We start from the raw sequence: 21258 nt of genomic DNA on the forward strand, positions 1-21258 counted from the left end.
ATGAGCAACCCGGAAGGCGACCCAGCGCGGTCCGCTGCGGCTCTGCGGCTCATTGCGGATCTCCTGGAGCACGGGCTGCACGGATCCGCCGCCTCGCAAACCCAGGCACGGGCACTGTTTGCGCAGCCACAGACCTCAGGCGACGAGCAAGCCGCGTCACATCAGGCCCTGATGGGTATGGCAGTGCCCCCGATCGCCGGCCTCTTTCTGGATCCCGACGGACAGGCCGGCCGCGAAGCCGCCGAGCGCGTTCTCGCTGCGGTCCCGGGCCTCGGGGACTCGGAGCATCTCTGGCAGCAGTTGCGCGCCCTAGCGGGCATGCGCCTGGCCGGTGCTACGAAGGTTTTCGAGAGGCTGCGAGCCGACATGATACTCGCCTGGGTGCCGAGCTGGTCGCATGCCGCCGGCCGAGAGGGCTACCCGGAGTACGCCGAGCTCGCCGAGGTGGCGTTGTCGGTGTGCGGTAAGGCCGACACGGAGCCACTTTGGAGGCCCAACGCGTTGCCGCTCCCGACGGAGGCCGACTCACTGCTCACTGTTTGCCGACTCCTGACGTCCCATGCCTCCACGGGGGTATTTGTCGGGAGAAACACGGTCCGGAGAATCGGCCGAGCCGTAGGCGTGCCGTGCGGTTTTGCCGGTCGGGTCCACATGCTGCAGAACCTGCTCCTGGGAGCCTCGCAGTACGGCGCGCTCGACGGTGTAGCTGATGCCCTGCTCGTTGAAGCGGACTACCACGCAGCGTGCTGGACCCGTCGCCCTGGACCGTGGGAGGAGCTCTGGACGGCAAGGCGTGAGGTCTTCCGATCGGTAGTGAACCGCCTCCGGGATCTGGACTACTCCTCTTGAGTGCCTGGCGCGTGTCGATACTCATGCTGACGACCCCAGTCTGCCAGAATGCTCTGCACCGCACGGTGCGGACTGAGGAAGAAGTTGTTCGGTCCGATTCGCTCCTGCAGGCCGGCCGCCGCCAGCACGTCGCCCACCCTGCCCTTTACGCCGGAGAAAACCAGGCGTACCCCGCGCTTGTCCAGGGCCTCGCAAAGGTCGGCCAGCACATCCGCGGCCGTGGTGTCCAGATCGTTGATGCTTGTAGAATCGATCAGCAAGGCGCGAGTGCCCGGATTCTCCAGCAGGTGGCGTTCTATATGGTCCCGGATGAAGTCGGCGTTGACAAAACTGAACGAGGCCTCAAATCGAACGATGTAGATGCCGTTGATGGAGACCGCTTCCGGATTGCGTCCGAGTTCCCGGAAGAGCCGAGTCTCGGGCAGGTGCCCCAGCTCCACGATCTCCGGCCGCGTAATGCGAAACATGACCGCTGTGATGGAGGCCGCGATTCCGGTCAGAATGCCTTCCTGGATTCCTATGATCAGGGTTGTCGCAAAAGTGACGAGCGCAATCAGGCCGTCCATGCGCTTGGTCTTCAGCAGCAGACGAATTTCCGGCACGTCGACCATCGTGAACGCAGCCACCATGATGATCGCACTGAAGACCGGGATAGGCAGATAGAAGAAGGCCGGGGTCAACAGCAGCAGGGTGACAGCGATGAGCGCTGCAGTGATCAGGTTGGCAGCAGGGGTAGCGGCGCCGGCTGACTCATTGACGGCGCTTCTGGAAAAGCTTCCGGAAACGGGAATCGAGCCAAGTGTGGATCCAATTGCGTTCATGGCCCCCACGGCGAGCAGCTCCCGGTTTGCGTCTATGCGATAGCCGTTTCTCGAGGCAAAGACTTTCCCCAGGCTGATGACAGTCGTGAACTGCACGAGAGCCAGTGTCAGCGCGGCTGGAAAGAGCCTGCCGGTCAGCTCCAGGGTCAGTGTTGGAACGCGCCACTGCGGAAAGCCGGCCGGCACCGCGCCAACGATTGCGACGCCGTTCGCGTCGAGGCCCAGCGCCCACACCAGCAGGATTCCCACTACCACCACGATGAGGGCTCCTGGCACCTTACGCCAGTGTCGGCGGATAAGCATGATCACCAGCACTGCCACAAGGCCGATCAGGGCACTGACCGGGTGTAGCGTCTGAGGAAGCGTGCGCAGGAGTTCAAAGAGAGAAGAAAGCGAACCTGAGGCAGCACCGCCGGTGCCAAGCAGGCCGGGCATCTGGGAGAAACCAATGCTCAGGGCCGCGGCTGAGGCGAATCCCGCTACAACCGGTCTGGATAGCAATGCTACCAGAAAACCAAAGCGCGCGACGCCCAATGCCAGTTGAATGAGGCCGGAGAGTAACGCCAGGCTCAACACCGTGTCGATGTAGGCGGGAGTCCCCGGCTCTGCAAAGGCGGATGCCACGCTGATCACCAGCAGGCAATCAATCGCCATGATTCCCGCGGCCAGGTGCCTGGACGTGCCCAGAAACGTGTACACGGCCAACGGCACCAGGGAGGCATACAGCCCGTAGACGGGCGGCATGCCCGCCAGGAGTGCATAGGCCATCGCCTGGGGCACGAGCATCACACCGACCGTCAAGCCGGCGGACAGGTCACCCCGAAACTGGGAGGGGGTGTATGATCGGATCCAGTTCATGGCTTCCCGGCAGCAGCGCGGGGCCTTGTTGCCTCGTCAAAAAACCGGACAAAAGGAAAGCGCCGCCCGGCATGCGGACGGCGCTTTGAAACCTTGCCGAGGGTTTGGCTCAGGTCTGGGCAGGTGCCCAGGAGATGCAGTAGCCGTCCGGATGGATGGGTCCCTTCAGGAGGTTGCAGCCGCCACAGGTTGCGCCTTCGGGTGCCGGCAGCCAGAGCGAGCAATTGCTGCAGAGCTTGCCCTCTTCGGGCGTAGTGTCCACATACTGCAGGGAATCGCGCATTCCGATCTCCTGTTCGGTAAGGCCGGATGTGTCCATGCAGCCTTCCGGCGCTGACTCGGCAGCGGCCGCTTCTGGTTCGGCCTGCGGAGCGGATTCGCCCCCTCCGCACGCTGCGAGCACGGATCCGGCACCGATGCTGAGGGCGCCAGCGGCGCCAAAACGCTTCAAGAAGTCGCGACGACTCGGGGATGTCCGTTTCATGGCGTGGGTCTGTTGGTGGGGGAGTTCGCTTATGAGGGGTACGTTCAGGCAAGCCTAATTCGGGAAGGCACGTTGGTGCAAGCGCCGACTGCAGATTGGTGTCAGGCCGTCGCTTCCGCGACACCGGCGGCGGGCTCATGCGCGGCCACCCATTCGGCGAAGAGGCCGTCCAGGAACACCACGTCCACGCCATGTCTCTTGAGGAATGCAGCGGCCACCGAACTTCTACCTCCGGTCATGCAATGCACGAGCAGGGTCTTGTTTTCTGGCACCTCGTCCATGCGGAGTGCGAGCCGGGTGTAGGCTATGTTCTTCGATTCGGGGACTCGGGCTGCGAGCCACTCGGAGTGGTTGCGCACGTCAAGGACGATGTGTTGGGGATCCCGGGTGAGGCCGGCGATCTCGTCCATGTGGGCGCGCGGAACGGTATCGAGATGACCGCCCTGGTCCCGGAAGGTCTCCAGCATGTCGGGTGTCGCATAGCCGACCACGCGGTCCAGGCCAATTCTCACGAGATCCCGCACCGCCTCCTCGACATGAGCCTGCTCGATCACCAGATAGAGGTCCGTTTCGTCGTCCACGAACGACCCCACGACCGTGTTGAATGTGCGGTTGAACGGTGCAAGCAAGGATCCCGGGATGTGTCCGTCCAGGAACGCGTCGCGGTTCAGTCGCGCGTCCACCAGCGCGACGGAGGTGTCCCCGGAAAGCTTGCCGAGCTCTTCCAGCGACAGAAGCCGGGGGTTGGGCAGCGTTCCGAGCACCCGGGGCCCGCTACGGTTGTCGCGCTTCATGCGCGCGAAATACATCGGAGGCTCCGGCTGACCGTCCAGTATGGCCCCGACAAACTCCGCTTCGCTTCGCTTTGCGGACTGAATGGCGCCATTGAAGCGGCGTTCGTATCCGACTGTCGTCTCGGGAATGGCACCCAGGGCCTTGCCGCAGGCGCTGCCTGCGCCGTGGGCCGGCCACACCTGGAGGTAGTCCTCCAGTTCGAGGAATCGTTGCACCGACTGGAAGAGCTGCTGCGCAGCGGGTTCCATGGCGCCCCTCACGCCGGCGGCAGACTCCAACAGGTCGGGCCTGCCCAGGTCACCGACAAATACAAAGTCTCCGCTGGCCAGGCCGATGGGCTGATCGGCCCCTCCCCCGTGGTCTGTGACCAGGTAGCTGAGGTGCTCCGGCGTATGGCCCGGAGAATGCACCGCGCGAAAGTGGATATTGCCCACCGAGAAGGTGTCGCCGTCCCGAAGGAGCTTGTATGCGTAGTCCGATCGCGGGAGCCACTCATACGTCCAGTCCGGCCCGCCCTCGTCAGAGGCATATACGAGCACGCCCCGCTCCGCGAATTCCCGCAGGCCGGAGAGATAGTCGGCATGAATATGCGTGTCGGCGACCGCTACGATGTTCAGTCCGTTCTGCTCGGCCAGTCGGATGTAGCGGTCAATGTCCCGCTCAGGATCTATGACGATGGCCTCTCCCGTCGCCTGGCACCCGATCAGGTAGGCATACTGGGCCAGCTTTTCGTCTGCTACTTGTCTGAAGAACATGGAATGGTGCAGTTAATGTGGCAGACGCGTTCGAAGGGCTCCGTAGACCCAGGTGCCGGCCACCGCGGACAGTACGGCGATGAGCATGACAGGCAGCCCAGCCCCGACGAGGGCGAACATGGGGCCTGGGCAGGCCCCCGTGAGGGCCCAGCCAAGGCCGAAAATGGTCCCGCCCAGCCAGTATCGCGTCCCGCTCCCCAGTTCCTTGTCGGGAATCGTGATGGGCAATCCGTCCAGATCCTTTGCGCTGAGTCGCTTGATGACCTGAATGGATATCAGACCCACTGCGAGGGCAGAGCCGATAATGCCATACATGTGAAAGGCCTGGAAGCGGAACATCTCCTGGATGCGATACCAGGAAATGGCCTCGCTCTTGGTAAGCACCAGGCCGAAATAGATGCCGATCAGGAGGTAAAGTCCCAGGCGCCGCGCAGACTGGCTCATGACCCACCTCCAAGTATCAGGGGCAAGATGAACCACGTTGCGATGAGGCCGCCGGCGAAAAAGCCAATCACGGCGATCAGGGACGGCAGCTGCAGGTTTGACAGGCCTGAGATCGCATGGCCGGACGTGCATCCGCCCGCATATCGGGTCCCGAATCCCACCAGGAAACCCCCGACAATGATGAGGAGGACCCCTTCAACCGTCGCAAGCCCGCGCCAGCTGAAGACAGCCTCGGGCGCGAGCCCTTCAAACTCAGAAATACCGAGTTCGGACATGCTGGCCCGGGCGGCTTCGGAGATGCCGAGCGGGTCGCCGGACATGAACATGGAGACGGCCAGGAAACCACCCACGAGCACACCACCCAGAAAGGTGAGATTCCACAAACCTGCCTTCTTCCAGTCGTACTGAAAGAAGGGAACGCGGCCGGGGATCGTGGCAGCGCACATGTGGCGCAAGTTTTCGGAGACGCCGAACTGCTTGCCTCCCGCAAGAAGCAGGGCCGGCACGACCAGGCCAATCAAGGGTCCGGAGACCCACCACGGCCAGGGTTGTGTAAGGAAATCGATCATGGTTCAGGGGTAATCGTTCGGACGATCACGTTCTGAATATAGTTGTCCTGTCTTGTTATAACAAGTAAGTGCTTCCCCCTTCACCCGGGACGCACATCCCGGAGGTTTAGCTGGAGGGAGCGCACGCCGTTCCACACGTTCTCGGTCACCTCGTAGGCGATGTCCACGGGGCTGCGCTGGCTCACGGCATCTGCGACCACCTCATAGCGGTCCGCCAGTCCGAAGCCTATCACCTCCCGGCTGGCCGAGTCGCCCTGGGCAACACGAAACTTGAGGTGGTTCGAATTCTTGCCCAGGCATCGTGGGGGGCCGGCGACACGCAGACCGCGGCTGACAAATACGGGCGGCGCGTTTTCCGCTCCGAAAGGAGCAAACTGTTCAAGTACGGCCCAAAAGCGGTGGTCGATGGCATTCACGTCCACTTCGGCGTCGACATCCAGGCGCTTGGTGAAGGAACCCACGGTTGTGGCCTGCCGCACCGCCTGATCGAACCGTTCTGCGAATGCATGCACGTCCGCGGGTGCGAGGGCGAGTCCTGCCGCGTAGTCATGCCCGCCGAAGGATTGCAGGAGGTCTGCGCAGGCGTTCAGCGCCTGGTACACGTTCACACTATCAATAGAACGAGCCGATCCCTTGGCGACACCATTGACGCTGCCAAGAAGCACTGCGGGTCGGTGCAGTCGGTCAACAAGGCGGGCCGCCACGATGCCCAGTACGCCCAGGTGCCAACTGTCATCGTGCAAGACGATGGATTCGTGTCCTGCGTCCAGCCAGGCCTCTGCCCTTTGTCTGGCCGTTTCCAGGACCTGCTTGTCGAGAGCCCTGCGGTCTGCGTTGATCCGTTCCAGTTGTCGCGCCCGTGCCAGAGCCTCGGTTTCGTCGTCCGTCAGTAGCAGGCGTACGGCCCGCTTCGCGTCACCCAGACGACCCGCCGCGTTTATCCGCGGAGCGAGTCCGAACTGGATGGCGCGCGTGTCACATTCGGACAGTCGAACATTGGCCTGCTCGGCGAGCGTGCGAATTCCGAGGCGGGGCTTCTGCCTGAGCCGACCGATCCCCTCCCGGAGGAGGATTCGGTTTTCGCCCCGGAGCGGTACGACGTCGGCTGCAGTTGCCAGCGCGACCAGATCGAGGTATTGATCCACCGTGCCCGGGTCTTCGTCCAGCGCTTCGGAAACCGCGTGCAGCAGCTTGAATGCGACACCACAGCCGCAGAGTTCATTGAACGGGTAGGCGCAGTCGGAACGCTTCGGGTTCAGTACGGCTATCGCCGTCGGTAGCGTGTCCAACGGTGTATGATGGTCGCAGATCACCACATCAAGCCCGCGCGCATTCGCGTACGACACCTCCTGGTGCGCAGTGACACCACAGTCGAGCGCGATGAGTAACGACGCGCCCATGTTCAGCGCCTCGTCCACGCCGGCATTGCACATTCCATAGCCGTGGCGCAGACGGTCGGGGATGAAAAACGTAGCCGGGACGCCCCGTTCGCGTAAGAAGTGCGTGACCATGGCCGTCGACGTGGTGCCGTCGACGTCATAGTCACCGTACACAACCACGCGCTCCCGACTCCTGATAGCACTCACGACCCGTCCGACGGCCTGATCGAGTCCGGCCATGTTGCCCGGGGCGTGCAGGGCAGCGCGAGATCCGCGGAAGAAAAGACGAGCGTCGTCAAACGTGCGCACGCCCCGAAGGAAGAGCGCCCGAGCGAGCGCCTCCGGCAGGTCATTGAGCTGCTTCGCCAGCGCGGAGACGGCCACCGGTTCAGAGACGGGTCGCAGGACCCACTCGAGCTTTTTACGAGGGGGGGGCTGAATGGTGCTCAACGGCGATTCCGGCGCTGCAAGGGTGACTGGCGGATAGGGGCTACAAAAAGTTCAGATGCCGCCGATATAGAGAGGGCGCAAGCCATGTCCCTGTCAATGAAAAAATCGAGGCGATTCACGATCGTCGTGCTGACCGTAGCGGTTTCTCTCGCCGCCACGGGTGTTGCGTTGTACGTCTTTGTGCCCGAACAGATCGAGTCTCGTGCAGAAGAGGTGCTGGCGAAGCGAGCCAAAGACGCCGCCGAGTACATCGCCGCCTACTCTGACGTTGGTCTCCGCAAACGAGACCTTGCGGGCGTGCGGCAGGCCACGGGATTGGCGTCGCTGGACGAGGACCTCGCCTACGCCGTGGTCGTCGGCGAGCGCGGCACGGTCATAGCGAGTGCCACGACCGGAATTCCATTGGACTCTGAGTGGGCCGCCGTAGTGGACGACCTTGCCGGGGCGGATCTCGAGGAAGCGGCCGAGGCGGTTGTTCTCGACGAATGGCTGGCCGCGACCGTCTACGTTGGGCTTCATCGCACCACGATGATCGCCGAGGTGACGCGGGATCGCAACATGATTGCCGGATTCTCCGGATTTCTGATTCTACTTGCCCTGGGCGCGGGATTCGGTGTGTTCCAGATGGAGCGCCTTCGCAGCAGCGCCGAAGAATGGCAACAACGACACAAGTCGGTCAGGCTGCAAGCCGGCAACCTGTATTCCTCCGTAAGGGAGCACCGGCAGAACGAGCGCTCGTTGAAGGAGTCCGAATCCAAGTACAAGTCGCTCTTCGAAAGTACCATGGCATCGGCCATGGCGGACCTGGAGGAGTTGAACCGCAATCTCGAAAAGCGGAAGGCCGACCTGGAGCACGAAGTGGGCGTTCGCAAGAAAGCCGAGAAGGCACTTAGACGATACACTCAGCGATTGCAGCTGCTGAACGCAGTCGAGCGGTCCCTGCTCGAGGGTAACTCGGTGCAGGAGTGCGCCAAGTTGGCTCTTCAGATTGCCATCGATCTTGTGCCGGCTATCCGAATGAGCCTCGTGGAAAGCGACGTCCGGCGTCACACTGCATTGATCCTGGGCATGCAGTCAAAGATCGACACAGGGCGCAGGGTGGGGAACCCCGTTCCATTCTCCTCGGTGCAGTCCAAGCCGGAAATCTCCCACGTTGGTGACCTGGAGGCCAAGGAGGAGCTGAGCGAGTCAGAGAAGGTCCTTCTGGCGGAGGGCGTGCGCAGCTATGTGGACGTGCCCATGGTAGTCCAGGAAGAGGTGGTCGGCGTGCTCTGTATGGAGTCGGCCCAGAAGCGGGCGTTTACCGAGGAGCACTTCAGCATCGCTCGCGACGTTGCCGATCTGCTTGCAATCGGTATCCACCGTGCCCGTCTGGATGACGAACGGGAGCTCTACGAGCAGGAGCTCGTCCTTGCCCGTGATCGTGCTGAGGACATGGCACGCCTGAAGACGGCCTTTCTGACCAACATGTCCCACGAGATCCGAACGCCGATTTCCGGGATCATGGGCTTCAGTCAGGTGCTGCATGAAGAAGTGCCGGAACCGCTCACCGAGTTCACAGGCCTGATTCGCGAGAGCGCCCATCGTCTGCTCAACACCATTAATTCGGTCCTGGAGCTGGCCCGTCTCGAATCAGGGAACGCCGGGGTGGACCTGGTCAAGCTGGACATGGCTGAGGAAGCCCGGGAAACCAGTATGCGCCTGGAGGCCGCGGCGAAACGCAAGGGACTCAGCTACCGGTTCGACGGAGACGATGCACCGGTCTGGTGTACGATGGACCGTGCGTGCCTGGACCGCATCGTAACGAACCTGGTGGACAACGCCATCAAGTTTACGGACGGGGGAAGCGTGCGGGTAAGCGTCAAGCGCACCGAGTCCCACGCCGTCCTGTCGGTTGCCGACACCGGTGTAGGGATCAGCCCGGAATTTCTACCGCAGCTGTTCGACGAATTCCGCCAGGAGCAGATGGAGGCCAACCGCGAGCACGAAGGCTCCGGTCTTGGACTGGCCATCACCAAGAAGCTCGTGGATCGACTCGGCGGAACCATCAACATCCAGAGTGAGAAGGGCGTGGGCACGACCGTGCAGATCACATTCGCGCTGCACGAGTCCAGTCGCATGGCTGCGGGAACGCCGTCACCCGTGCTATTGGTGACAGGTAGCCCGGATGCCGCGGCTCTGCTGTCGGAGGTGGTACGGCCGCGTTACTCCATGACTACGGTTACGTCGCCAAAGGATGCGGTTGAGGGAATCGCCGACGAATCATGGGCAGCCGTCGTGGTCGACATCAACTGCGGTGCACCTCACGAGGTGGAGGAGGCTGCTCGCCGCATCGCACGAAAAGTCGGCTCAGCTCGACTGCTGGCCGTCGCCACGCAGATCATCCCGAAAGATACCGACAGACTGGCTCGCGCTGGTTTCGGGTGCTTTGTTTCACAGCCGTTCGCCGGGGACAGTCTGATGCAAACCATCGCCGAGGCTGAGGCAAGCCCCATGCATATCGCAGAGGTGACCGAGGCCGATCTCGAGCGCTCCAGCGCTACTCCGGCATGGGTGGACGACCGGCCGGCCAAGTCCGGAGGTCGGGAAACTTCGCCGCCGCTTGGAAGCTCGACGGAGGCCTGAGGCGGACACCCTCCGTCGCCGATTGGGTAGACGGCCAAGCCAGTGGGTGCGGTATCGGCCGTAGGGAGGCCGGCGATTCCCGGAGTGGGCAGTACTGGATTCGAACCAGTGACCCCCTGCTTGTAAGGCAGGTGCTCTAACCAGCTGAGCTAACCGCCCGGAATCCTCGAAAACCTTTCTGCGAACCTGCGGATCCGAGAAGAAGCTGCGAGGTCAAATGCGAGAGCGGGAAACGGGACTCGAACCCGCGACCCTCAGCTTGGGAAGCTGATGCTCTACCAACTGAGCTATTCCCGCGTAGCCCGTCAAAGTAGGGCGGCATTCACACTAATGTCAACCAGCGGGATTGTGGGGAGCATTGGGATTCGTATATTCATCCCTCTGTGCCGTTTTCTGGCGGCAGCCATCCCACTGAGAACGCAGAGACATGCAACCTACCTATAGACCGAGCCGTCGCAAGCGCGCCAACAAGCACGGTTTCCGTGCTCGTATGGCCAGCAAGAACGGCCGCAAAGTGCTGGCGCGCCGCCGGGCCAAAGGTCGCAAGGCGCTGACCGTCAGCGATACCCGTAGCGGTAAGTAGCGCGTGCCGGCTCCCGGCACCGACATCGAGGGCACGCCCCGATCGGTGCGGGGCCTGCCGCGATCCCATCGCCTGAAAAGGAGGCGATTGTTGCGCCCGTTGTTTGGGCGCACAGCCCCCGGCAATGCGCGGGTCCGTGCGGCAGGCGTCCTCATGGTGGCCCGCCTCGCAGGGCGCTCCGAACTGCCTCCCACAGTCCGCGTTCAGCTGGTCACTGCTACCAGGAAGGGCGTGCGTGGCGTGCATCGAGTTCGTGCGAGACGTGTCCTTTCGGAGGCCTTCCGGGTCCACGTGCTTACGGAGCTTCGACAGCAGATCCACACCAGACTGCACCCGAACGAAGCGTTGACCGTACTGCTGATGGACGTGTCCCCAGCGGACTCTCCCCCAACTGTGAATCGAACGGGCCCGGCTTTGGCCGCCCGTGTGTCCGAGCTGCTGGAGCGGCTCGGTCGATAACCCCTCAAAGCAACCACTCGCCGTGGATCGCAATGTCGTAACAGCCACCATTCTGATCGGCCTGATCATGGTGGTTTGGCTGACCTGGTTGGCCCCCCCTGCCCCGATTGTCGAACCGATCCCCGAGGACTCGACTCTCGTCCAACAGCCGTCGGTGGATATTGAAGAAGTCGTACCGCTTCCCGCGGAGCGACTTCTGGACCCGGCGCAGGTCGCATCAGATTCCACGGTGTTGGGTGCTGCCGAGGGTGAGTCGCGCCTGCTGACGGTGCGCACGGACCGGTATGAGGCCGTGCTGTCTACGCGGGGTGGCACCATCCGCTCGATGGAGCTTTTCTCCTACCAGGACGCGGCTGATTCAAGCAACGTGCAACTGGTGGACAGTTCGCTTGCGGGCGCGCTGGCCATGGTGTTCACCACCCCGGACAGCCGCGTCTACGATACGCGCAGCTTCTTTTTCGACGCCGACACAAACCGGGACCTCATCGAGGTGGGGGACGAGGCCTTTGTGCTGCGTTTCCGGACCGCCGTGGGCGATGGGGCGATCAGCAAGACGTATACGTTCAGAAATGATTCCTACGAGGTCGGCTACGACCTCGATCTGGAGAATCCCGAAGCCTTCCTGACGGCGTCGGGGTACGAGCTCATCTGGAACGGGGCGGTGCCGTTCAGCGAGGTGGACATCGAGAACGAGGCGATTGCCTCGGGTGCTTTTGCGCGCAGTGGCGGCGAGGTAGAGAGTGCCAAGGTCCTCGAAGACAGCTACTCAGAGAACTCCATCCGTGGCGATGTGGACTGGGTAGCTGTCAAGACCAAATACTTCACCAACGTCATTCTGCCGAATGCGCCAGGGCGTGGTGCCGAGCTGATTGCGGAGCGCTTTGGTGAGATGGACAGCGAGGACCTTGCCCTGTACTACCAGGCGAGTCTGTCACGCCGTTTCCCCGAGGGCACCGAGTCGTTCCGGCTGTATATGGGGCCGATGGAACTGTCCCGGATTCGTCAGTACGGCGTGGCGCTCTATGACATGGTGGACTTCGGCTGGGACTTCTTTGCGAGCATCACCCGCCCGCTCGCCAAGTATGTGTTCGTCCCGGTGTTTGACCTGCTTGCCGCGTGGATCCCGAACTACGGTCTGGTCATCATCATCTTTTCGATCCTGGTGAAGCTGCTCGTCTATCCGCTGACGAAGAAGTCCTTCACCAGCATGGCGAAGATGCGGGAGCTGCAGCCGCGGATGGAGGCCATCAAGGCCAAGTTTCCGGACAATCCGCAGAAGCAGCAGGAGGCCATGATGAAGATGTACAAGGAGACGGGAGTCAACCCGCTCGGTGGCTGTCTTCCCATGCTCCTTCAGTATCCCATCATCATTGCGCTCTGGCAGTTCCTCCCGCAGGCCATTGAGATCCGTCAGGAGGGTTTCTTGTGGGCAGCTGACCTTTCGGCTCCGGACGTCATCCTCCAGCTCCCGTTCTCGATTCCGCTGTACGGCGATTTCGTGGCCGGTTTCACCGTGCTGATGGGCCTCTCCATGGTGGTGCAGATGCGTTTGCAGGGCAACCTGTCGGCAAACCCGCAGACGAAGATGCTCACCTACATCTTCCCGGTGATGATCTTTGTGATCTTCAACCGCCTGGCGGCCGGCCTGAACCTGTACTATCTCTGCTACAACGTGCTGTCAGCCGCGCAGCAGCAGGTGATCAATCGGAGCCTGCACAACCACCCCGAGCAGCTTGAGCCGAAGAAGCCGGTGAAGAAGAAGGGCGGGAACGCCAAGCGGCGGAAGCGGAGGTGACCGGTGGAGCCGACGATCGCCGCGATCGCTACAGCTCGCGGTGAAGCCGCGCTGGCCATTGTCCGTGTTTCCGGACCGGAGGCCATAGCCATCGTAGACTCTGTATTCGCCGGACCCCGGTCCGGTCTGAGGGGGGCGCCGAGCCACACCGCCTGGTTTGGACGTGTGAGGGATGGAGATGGACGGGTCCTGGATCAGGTTGTGGCTACCCTGTTTCGTGCGCCGCGTTCGTCAACAGGCGAGGATGTCGTGGAGCTTACGTGTCACGGAGGACACCAGGCACCCGACTCCGTGCTCGAGGCACTGCTGAAGGCCGGAGCTGCGCCAGCCGCCCCGGGAGAGTTCACCAAACGGGGCTTCCTCAACGGAAAGCTGGATCTGGAGCAGGCGGAAGCGGTGATCGATTTGATCCATTCGAGGTCACGCGCCGCGCAGCGCGTCGCGCTCCGGCAGCTCCAGGGCCGACTCAAGGAGCGGTTGTCCGGCATGCGGGCGGACTTGCTCAGGCTATGCGGCCTGGTCGAGTTGGAACTGGACTTCGGGGAGGAAGATGTCGAATTCGCCGACCGGCCCGAGATTGCCGAGTTGCTGAATGGTCTGGCCTCCACACTGGACGAGCTGCTCTCGAGTGCTCGCTTTGTTCCGCAGTGGCGAGACGGCATCCGTGTCGTGATTGCGGGGCGGCCAAATGCAGGTAAATCGACCCTCCTCAACGCCCTGCTGGGGCAGGAACGGGTGATTGTGAGCGACACGCCCGGCACCACAAGGGATTTTGTTGAGGCGGAGGTGACGCTCGATGGACTCTTGCTCCGGGTCACAGATACGGCTGGACTCAGGGAGACGCAGGATTCCATAGAAATGGAAGGCGTACGTCGCGCAGATGACCGAATCCGGGAGGCGGACGTGCTGATCTACCTGTATGACGCGCAGGTCGGACTCTCCGAGCCGGAAGCAGCCTACCTGGCAGAGTTGGACAAGGCGAGACCAGCCATGAGCCGGGTTGTTGTGGCCAACAAGGCGGATCTGGTCGCCGGATCAGGACGCACTGCCCATCTACGGCTCAGTGCATCGGCCGCCACGCGCCGTCCAGAAGCGCTCGATCCACTTCTGGAGGCGCTACGGGATGCCCTCCCGGAAGAGCTTCGCGACTACGAGTCGGCGGAGGGCATGATCAACCAGCGTCACATGAGCCACCTCCGGGAGGCCAAGCGGGCGACGGCCTCCGCACGCTCTGTCCTGGAGGCCGGCCTGGGAGGAGAATTGCTCTCGCTGGAACTCCGCGCTGCCCTGCAGGCGTTGGGAAGCATTACGGGAGAGGTAACGAACGAAGACATCCTCGGAGAGATCTTCAGTCGATTCTGTATCGGGAAATGAGCGACTACGATGTCATAGTAGTTGGGGGCGGGCATGCAGGGGCGGAGGCGGCTCATGCCGCTGCGCGCATGGGCGCTCGCACGCTGCTGATCTCAATGAACCTGGATGTCGTTGGCAAGATGTCCTGCAATCCGGCCATTGGCGGGATCGGAAAGGGCCAGATTGCCCGCGAAATCGATGCGCTGGGCGGCCTCATGGGGCTGGCAACCGACGCTTCCGGGATTCAGTTTCGCATGTTGAACCGGCGCAAGGGCCCGGCCATGTGGAGTCCTCGCGCCCAGTGCGACCGCATGCGCTACGCCGCGGCGGTCCGAGCGATGCTCGATAGCACGCCCAATCTCTATATGCGCTCCGACATGGTAACCGGGCTCCTGGTGGAGGATGGAAGTATCCGGGGTGTGCGAACCCAGTTGGAGACAGAATTCACTGCGAGGGCGGTCGTGCTGACCAGCGGAACGTTTCTGAACGGCATCGTGCATGTCGGCGAACGGCAGTTCGGAGGTGGCCGCATTGGCGAGCGCTCGGCGCGTGGTCTTACTGGTGCATTGCATGCGTTGGGGTTTGAGTCCGGCCGCCTGAAGACCGGCACCCCTCCACGACTGGATGGGAGATCGATAGACTATGCTTCGATGGAAGAGCAGCAGGGCGACTCAGACGCGAGCCCCTTCTCCTACCTCACCGAAGAGGTCCCTCAGAGCCAGATCAGCTGCCATTTGGCCTACACCAATCCAGAGGTGCATGATCTGCTTCGGACCGGCTTCGACCAGAGCCCGATGTTCGCCGGTCGGATTGAGGGCAAAGGTCCGCGCTATTGCCCGTCCATCGAGGACAAGATTGAGCGGTTCTCGGATCGCAACCGCCATCAGTTGTTCGTGGAGCCGGAGGGGCTGCACACAAACGAAGTGTACCTGAACGGTTTCTCCACGTCGCTTCCGGAAGCGGTTCAGCTGATGGCTTTGCGCTCCATTCCCGGGATGGAGAACGTACACATGCTGCGGCCTGGCTACGCCATCGAGTACGACTATTTTCCGCCGTACCAGGTTAAATACACGCTCGAGACGAAGCAGGTAGGCGGCCTTTTCTTCGCGGGTCAGATTAACGGGACCACAGGATATGAGGAGGCCGCAGCTCAGGGGCTGATGGCGGGAATCAACGCGGTCCAGTACCTCCGCGATGCGGACGGCGTGGTTCTGTCGCGTTCCGAGGCGTATATCGGGGTCCTGATTGACGATCTTGTCGCGAAGGGCACGGACGAGCCCTATCGCATGTTCACATCGCGCGCCGAACATCGCATCCTGTTGCGTCAGGACAACGCCGACCGGCGTCTTACTCGCATCGGGCGCAAGCTCGGATTGGCTTCGCAGGAGAGGGCGCAGCGATTTGCGGACAAGGAGGTGGCGCTGTCCAGAACGCGTCGAGCGATCGAGGAGACTGCAGTTGACCCCGCCAGCGTGAACGGGTACCTGGAATCCCGCGGTACAAGTCCGATTGAGCGGCCTGAGCGACTGGCACGACTCGCCTTGCGACCCGAGGTCACCCTGACAGATCTGCTTGAATGTGCCGGACTGAGCAGTCTGGTCGCACCCATAAAGGGGCCGGACAACGCTGCTGCGCTGGTTGAAATCGACCTCAAGTATGCCGGGTACGAGGAGCGAGCCCGCGAGGCCGTAAAGAGCGTGAGTCGCATGGAATCGGTTCGCATCCCTCTTGGGTTTGATTACCTCGCGATGGAAGCCCTGTCGTCGGAAGCGCGGGAAAAGCTCCACCAGATCCAGCCGGACAATCTCGGTCAGGCATCGAGGATTTCCGGCGTGCGCGCAGCGGATGTTGCCGTGCTCTCAGTCGCGCTCAAGCGCGTACATGTTTCACGTGAAACATCAGCTGGCAGTGCCCTCTGATCCCCTGTCCTGGGTCACGCCTGCGACGCAGGAGCGCCTGAGGCTCTACGCAGACTTGCTGATGCACTGGAATCAGCGGGTCAACCTGGTCGCCCGCAGTTCACAGGATCGCATTTTCAATCACCACATCCGACACAGCCTCTGTCTCGCCTGGCGGACTTTCCCGCCGGGTTCGGTTGTTCTGGATTGGGGAACGGGAGGCGGGCTTCCCACCGTGCCGCTCGCGATGTCGTTTCCGGAGACTCAATTCGTGGCCGTCGACAGTATTGGCAAGAAGACGGCTGCGCTCAAGTCCATGGTCCGTGAGCTAGGCCTGTCGAACGTTCGGGTGTGGCAGGGTCGCGCAGAGCACTACCAGGACCAGGCTACGCATTGCGTCTCGCGAGCCACTGCGCCACTGGCGAAGCTGTGGAAATGGAGTCGACCACGACTCGATGTTGCCAGCCCGCCCGTGGACATTTCGGCCCCCACTGAGTGGACAGGATCCGGCCAGGTCGAGGGGTGGTCGTCGGGTCTGCTCTGCCTGAAGGGTGGCGACCTGGCCAAAGAGATCCGCCAGGTCAGGAATGTGCGTGTCGAGCAATTCGACCTGCAGGAAATAGCCGGCCCCTCCTTTGCCGAAAAGCATATTTTGCAGGTAACGCCGGCCTCTCGCTGAGTCGGATCGCGATCACCCTCCAGACGCGAATGGGTAACGAAGAACGTCGAATGAACCGCACAGAGCGCCTGTTTGCGCTCGTGCTGCTGCTGCAGAATCGCCCGAATATGAGCTCGCGCGACCTCTCGGAGCATTTCGGCGTGTCTCGTCGCACGGTGTTCCGGGACCTCCGGGCTCTAACGGAATCTGGTGTGCCACTGACCTACGCCGAGGAGGGCGGCTACGAAATCCTGGAAGGGTACCAGTTGCCTCCGCTGATGCTCACGGCGCGAGAGGCCGCCACGCTTCTGATGGGCACCGAGTTCATGAAGCTGCAGTCTGATGCCTCCATCCGTACCGACGCGGATCAGGTTGGGCTCAAGATCCGGTCCGTGCTGCCCCGTGAGGTTCGCGAATACATCGACCGCCTGCGGGAAAAAACGGTGCTGGATCCGTACTGGATTCATGCCGCGCAGGAGGAGGCCAAGGCAGACGAAGGTCGGTGGTACAAACTCAGCGAGGCGGTGGCGCGGGAGCGCAGGGTGATCATGTCCTACTTCGTAGAGTCCCGTGGTGAGTCGACCCGCCGCACGGTCGATCCACTCGGTCTCGTCTACTACACCGACCACTGGAATCTGATCGCCTTTGACCACCTGCGCGGCGAGGTCCGAAACTTCCGTCTCGATCGCATCGAGCAGATGCATGTGTTATCGGAGGGTTTTGAGCGCCCCGAAGGGTTCGATTTGGTTCGTCACCTGGAGGCCCGAGGTGTGCGCCAGGCCACGAAGCGCATCCGGCTCGGGTTTCGGGAAGAAGTCTACCGCAGGGCCAAACAGGGTATTCCCGCCCGTTTGGATAGTGAGACCACCGAGAACGGGGCCGTAACAGTCAGCTTTCGCTTCGACAATTTGGAATACGTCGCCAACTGGCTGCTTCGATTCGGAACCGAAGTCGATGTCAAGGAGCCCAAGGCGCTCAGGCAGGCGCTGGCCAAGGCCGCTCGGGCGGTAGCGGAAGCAAACCGCAGCTAGCCGCCTGCAGGAGGCCCGAACGTTATACCGCGGCGTCACAGTGGTGGCCTGCCCCTACGCGAGAACCTCCGGCAGGGCTGGCGAAGCCTTTTCAGGCCGAAGAAGCCGGAAGCGCTGATCGATCCAACTCCCGCAGGATCTCCATCGCCGCATCCAGATCGGGCACATCCTGCACGATGGCCCGCAGACGCCCGCTCCTGGACTCCTTCAGTGCCACGCGTCGATCCAGTCCGTCCAGTGCCTGCAACAATGGCTGGAAAATGTGCTCGTAAAAGTGGGGGTCAGCCTTGTCGTCGGGGACAGAGAGGAACAACCGCTCGTTCTTGAAGACCACCCGCGGAAGACGGAGGCGTTCGCCCAGCAACTTGATGGACGCAGATCGAAAGAGCCCCTCCGTAGCCTCGAGAACCGGTCCGAAACGGTCCTCAAGCTCTTCCCGAATTGCCTTGAGAGCCTGCTCGCTGTCGGCCTCGGCAATACGGCGGTAGATATTCAGGCGCTCGACCCGGTTGGAGAGGTACTCGTCCGGAATGAATGCGTCGACCTCGACTTCCACGGTCGTTTCCCCTACCCGGGGTGCCTCCTGCTCTCCAAACAGTTCGCCAAACTCTTCGCGTCTCAACTCCGCCACAGCCTCATCCAGAATGCGGTGATACGTCTCGAACCCGACGTCTTCGATTACCCCACTCTGTTCGGCCCCCAGCAGATTGCCGGCTCCTCGGATATCGAGATCGCGCATGGCGAGTTGGAAACCGGAGCCGAGGTCGGAAAACTCCTCCACGGCCTGCAGCCGCTGCTTTGCCTCACGGGTCAAGCCGTGTATGGACGGGACCAGCAGGTAACAGAAGGCCTTTCGATCCGAGCGGCCTACCCGACCGCGCAGCTGGTGGAGTTCAGCAAGGCCGAAGTGACTCGCCCGGTCAATGATGATGGTATTGGCATTTCCGATATCGAGCCCATTTTCAATGATTGAGGTCGATACGAGTACATCTGCCTTGCCGGAGACGAATTGCTTCATCACCCGCTCCAGCTCCTGGCCCTTCATTTGACCGTGGCCGACCACAATCCGGATGTCCGGAATGATGGAGCGAATCATGTCCGAAACCTCGTAGATGGACTGGACACGATTGTGAATGAAGAAAACCTGTCCTCCGCGCCCGGTTTCGTACAGGATGGCGCCGCGAATAAGGTCCTTGCTGAAGGTGTGGATCTCTGTGACGATGGGCTGCCGGTTTGGCGGAGCGGTCGCAATAATGGAGAGATCTCTCGCCCCCATCAACGAGAACTGGAGCGTGCGCGGGATTGGGGTGGCGGTGAGTGTCAACGTGTCGACGCTGACGCGCAGTTCTCGCAGCTTCTCCTTGGCGCCTACACCGAAGCGCTGCTCCTCGTCGACGATGAGCAGCCCGAGATCCTTGAACTTGACGTCCTTCGAAATCAGGCGATGGGTGCCGACGATGATGTCGACTTTGCCCTCGGCCAGCCTGCCCAGCACCTCCTTCTGCTCAGCGCTGGACTTGAACCGGGAGAGCTGTTCGATGCGCACCGGAAACTGCCGAAGGCGCTTCCGGAACGTGCGTTCATGCTGCGCTGCCAGAATGGTCGTCGGCACGAGCACCGCCACCTGCTTTCCGTCTTGCACCGCTTTGAAGGCCGCTCGCACGGCAACTTCAGTCTTTCCAAAGCCGACATCCCCACATACCAGCCGATCCATGGGCTGTGCATCCTCCATGTCGGTCTTTACGGCTTCTGCGGCCAGGGCCTGATCGGGCGTGTCCTCAAACTCGAAGGAGGCCTCGAGTTCTCGCTGCCAGATGGAATCGGAGGCAAATGCGTATCCGTCGGAGCGCTTGCGCTTCGCGTACAGCTTGATCAAATCGCGGGCTATATCCTTGACGCGGCGTTTTGTGCGCGCCTTCTTCTTCTCCCACTGCCCTGAGCCCAGCTTGGTGAGCTGAGGCTGATGCCCCTCCTTGCCCTTGTACTTGTGGAGCTTGTGCAAGGCGCTGACATTGACGTACAGCACATCCCCGTTGTGGTACACGAGACGGACCGCCTCCTGCTTCTTCCCACGGACCTCGATCTGTTCCATGCCGGCAAACCGGCCAATGCCGTAGTCGACATGAACCACAAAGTCGCCCGGGGTCAGCTGTTGCAGCTCCCTCAGCGAGATGCCCCCGAACTTGCTTGTCGCCTTGCGAGAGGTTGGCCGGTGGTACCGATTGAAGATCTGGTGGTCGGTGTACAGGGCGATGCCGAGGTCGGGAATCTCAAACCCCTCGTGCAGAGACTCGACCACCACGCGCACCCCGAACTGCTCCAGGTCCTTGTCCAGCAACTCAAGAAGCCTGGCTTCCTGCCCCCGCGAATCACAGAGAATGGTGGTGTTCAGGCCGTTTCGACTATTGCGAGCCAGACGCTTCCGTACTTCAGCCAGTGAGCCGTTGAAGGTTGGCTGGGGCTGTGCGGCCAGATTGACCACCTGTTCGCCTCGTTCCGTCAGAAAGGCACCCGTGATAATTCGACGGTAGTCGAGGGTCGTACGCTCGAAGGCGACCGGATCCAGGTACCAGTAGCCCGGATCCCGGGGGCGAGACTGCTCGTCCAGGGCATCGTAGTCGGATACCCAGTCCGCCCACAGGGCCTCAGCCTTCTCGACGGTTTCGGCGGGGTCAACAAGCACGATCAGGGTATCGTCCGACAGGTACGCAGAGACGGGAGACCTCTCTCCATGCTCGGAGGCATCCAGATTGGGTACGAGCCGGGCCGTGGTCAGCCTGCTGACGGACCGCTGAGTGTGGATATCGAACTCCCGAATCGAGTCGATTTCGTCCCCGAAATACTCGAGCCGCACAGGGTAGTCGCCTACGTAGGGAAAGACGTCCAGAATTCCGCCGCGAAGGGCCAACTCGCCAGGCTGCTCGACAAACTCCACGCGGTCAAAACCGGCCCCGACCAGGCGTTCAATCAGGGCTTCCGGCGGAAGGCTGTCCCCGGATTTGAGGGAAATCGTGGAGTCAGCCAGTGCACTCGAGTCTGGAACCTTCTCCAGGAATGCCTCGACAGCAGTGACCATGGCCCCCTGCCACCCCTCTCGCATGCGCTCCAAGACGTCCGCTCGCTCGATGGCGGGGGCAGGATCGGGTACATGCTCAGGATCAAACGGCCGATGGTCGCCGGGCGGCAGTAGCTGGACCTGCTGATCCCCCTTGAGGACCTGCTGCAGGTCGCTCGTCAGATAGGCCGCCCGGTCATGGTCGGGCAATACACAAAGCAGGCTGTGGCCCTGCCTGACCATGTCCGACAGCAGAAATGCCAGAGACGAGCCGGCCGCTCCGCGCACTTCCACCACGCCTCCGCCTGCATCGGCTGCCCAGTCGCGGAGCGCGGCTGCTGCCTCGGATTCCCGGATGCTATCGTAGGACTGTCCCAGTGACACGTTTCACGTGAAA

Annotated in this window: 16 protein-coding genes and 2 tRNA genes; 9 read left to right on the forward strand and 9 right to left on the reverse strand. The window is 62.1% G+C overall.

Going from position 1 to position 21258, the window contains the following annotated elements; all coding sequences use genetic code 11:
- A complete protein-coding gene (locus JJ896_04215; GenBank protein MBO6778838.1) occupies positions 1–849 on the forward strand; it encodes a hypothetical protein in 849 nt (282 codons plus the stop codon).
- On the opposite strand, the gene sulP is transcribed toward JJ896_04215, so the two are convergent.
- The 6 genes from sulP to recJ all read right to left on the reverse strand — a co-directional run bounded on the left by sulP (position 837) and on the right by recJ (position 7338).
- Entirely contained in the window at positions 837–2528 is a 1692-nt protein-coding gene (gene sulP, locus JJ896_04220; protein MBO6778839.1) for a sulfate permease, read from the reverse strand. The genes JJ896_04215 and sulP overlap by 13 nt on opposite strands.
- Before the next feature lie 109 nt (positions 2529–2637).
- The gene (locus JJ896_04225; protein MBO6778840.1) at positions 2638–3012 is read right to left on the reverse strand and encodes a high-potential iron-sulfur protein; all 375 of its coding nucleotides are present in this window, start codon (positions 3010–3012) and stop codon (positions 2638–2640) included.
- Between the two features lie 101 nt (positions 3013–3113).
- Positions 3114–4562, reverse strand: coding sequence for an MBL fold metallo-hydrolase (locus JJ896_04230; GenBank protein MBO6778841.1), 1449 nt, complete (start codon positions 4560–4562; stop codon positions 3114–3116).
- 12 nt (positions 4563–4574) lie between these two features.
- Positions 4575–5006: a YeeE/YedE family protein gene (locus JJ896_04235; GenBank protein MBO6778842.1), complete on the reverse strand. Its 432-nt coding sequence runs from the start codon at positions 5004–5006 to the stop codon at positions 4575–4577.
- Positions 5003–5575, reverse strand: coding sequence for a YeeE/YedE family protein (locus JJ896_04240; protein ID MBO6778843.1), 573 nt, complete (start codon positions 5573–5575; stop codon positions 5003–5005). The genes JJ896_04235 and JJ896_04240 overlap by 4 nt, the downstream gene beginning before the upstream one ends.
- 80 nt (positions 5576–5655) lie before the next feature.
- On the reverse strand, positions 5656–7338 hold the full coding sequence (gene recJ / locus JJ896_04245; protein MBO6778844.1) for a single-stranded-DNA-specific exonuclease RecJ: 1683 nt from the start codon (positions 7336–7338) through the stop codon (positions 5656–5658).
- A gap of 162 nt (positions 7339–7500) precedes the next feature.
- Between recJ and JJ896_04250 the strand changes: the two genes are divergently transcribed.
- Positions 7501–10029, forward strand: coding sequence for a GAF domain-containing sensor histidine kinase (locus JJ896_04250; GenBank protein MBO6778845.1), 2529 nt, complete (start codon positions 7501–7503; stop codon positions 10027–10029).
- A gap of 85 nt (positions 10030–10114) precedes the next feature.
- Here the strand turns inward: JJ896_04250 and JJ896_04255 are convergent.
- Together JJ896_04255 and JJ896_04260 are read right to left on the reverse strand one after the other, a co-directional pair.
- Positions 10115–10188, reverse strand: a tRNA-Val gene (locus tag JJ896_04255).
- A gap of 65 nt (positions 10189–10253) precedes the next feature.
- Positions 10254–10326 (reverse strand) — tRNA-Gly (locus JJ896_04260).
- A 130-nt stretch (positions 10327–10456) separates the two neighbouring features.
- On the opposite strand from JJ896_04260, the gene rpmH reads away from it, so the two are divergent.
- From rpmH to JJ896_04295, 7 genes are all read left to right on the forward strand, one after another.
- Positions 10457–10612 (forward strand): 50S ribosomal protein L34, encoded by a 156-nt coding sequence (gene rpmH, locus JJ896_04265; GenBank protein MBO6778846.1) that lies wholly within the window; start codon positions 10457–10459, stop codon positions 10610–10612.
- 153 nt (positions 10613–10765) lie between these two features.
- Positions 10766–11071, forward strand: a complete 306-nt coding sequence (locus JJ896_04270) for a hypothetical protein (GenBank protein ID MBO6778847.1) — start codon at positions 10766–10768, stop codon at positions 11069–11071.
- A gap of 22 nt (positions 11072–11093) precedes the next feature.
- A complete protein-coding gene (gene yidC, locus JJ896_04275; GenBank protein MBO6778848.1) occupies positions 11094–12866 on the forward strand; it encodes a membrane protein insertase YidC in 1773 nt (590 codons plus the stop codon).
- 3 nt (positions 12867–12869) lie between these two features.
- A complete protein-coding gene (mnmE, locus tag JJ896_04280; GenBank protein MBO6778849.1) occupies positions 12870–14240 on the forward strand; it encodes a tRNA uridine-5-carboxymethylaminomethyl(34) synthesis GTPase MnmE in 1371 nt (456 codons plus the stop codon).
- Positions 14237–16138: a tRNA uridine-5-carboxymethylaminomethyl(34) synthesis enzyme MnmG gene (mnmG, locus tag JJ896_04285; protein MBO6778850.1), complete on the forward strand. Its 1902-nt coding sequence runs from the start codon at positions 14237–14239 to the stop codon at positions 16136–16138. Before mnmE ends, mnmG begins: the two co-directional genes overlap by 4 nt.
- On the forward strand, positions 16110–16796 hold the full coding sequence (gene rsmG, locus JJ896_04290) for a 16S rRNA (guanine(527)-N(7))-methyltransferase RsmG (GenBank protein ID MBO6778851.1): 687 nt from the start codon (positions 16110–16112) through the stop codon (positions 16794–16796). The genes mnmG and rsmG overlap by 29 nt, the downstream gene beginning before the upstream one ends.
- Before the next feature lie 50 nt (positions 16797–16846).
- On the forward strand, positions 16847–17806 hold the full coding sequence (locus JJ896_04295) for a YafY family transcriptional regulator (GenBank protein ID MBO6778852.1): 960 nt from the start codon (positions 16847–16849) through the stop codon (positions 17804–17806).
- Positions 17807–17897: 91 nt separating this feature from the next.
- On the opposite strand, the gene mfd is transcribed toward JJ896_04295, so the two are convergent.
- Positions 17898–21245, reverse strand: coding sequence for a transcription-repair coupling factor (gene mfd, locus JJ896_04300; protein ID MBO6778853.1), 3348 nt, complete (start codon positions 21243–21245; stop codon positions 17898–17900).
- Between the last annotated feature and the right edge of the window lie 13 nt (positions 21246–21258).

Source organism: Rhodothermales bacterium, assembly GCA_017643395.1.
Classification (GTDB): Bacteria; Bacteroidota; Rhodothermia; order Rhodothermales; family UBA10348; genus JABDJZ01.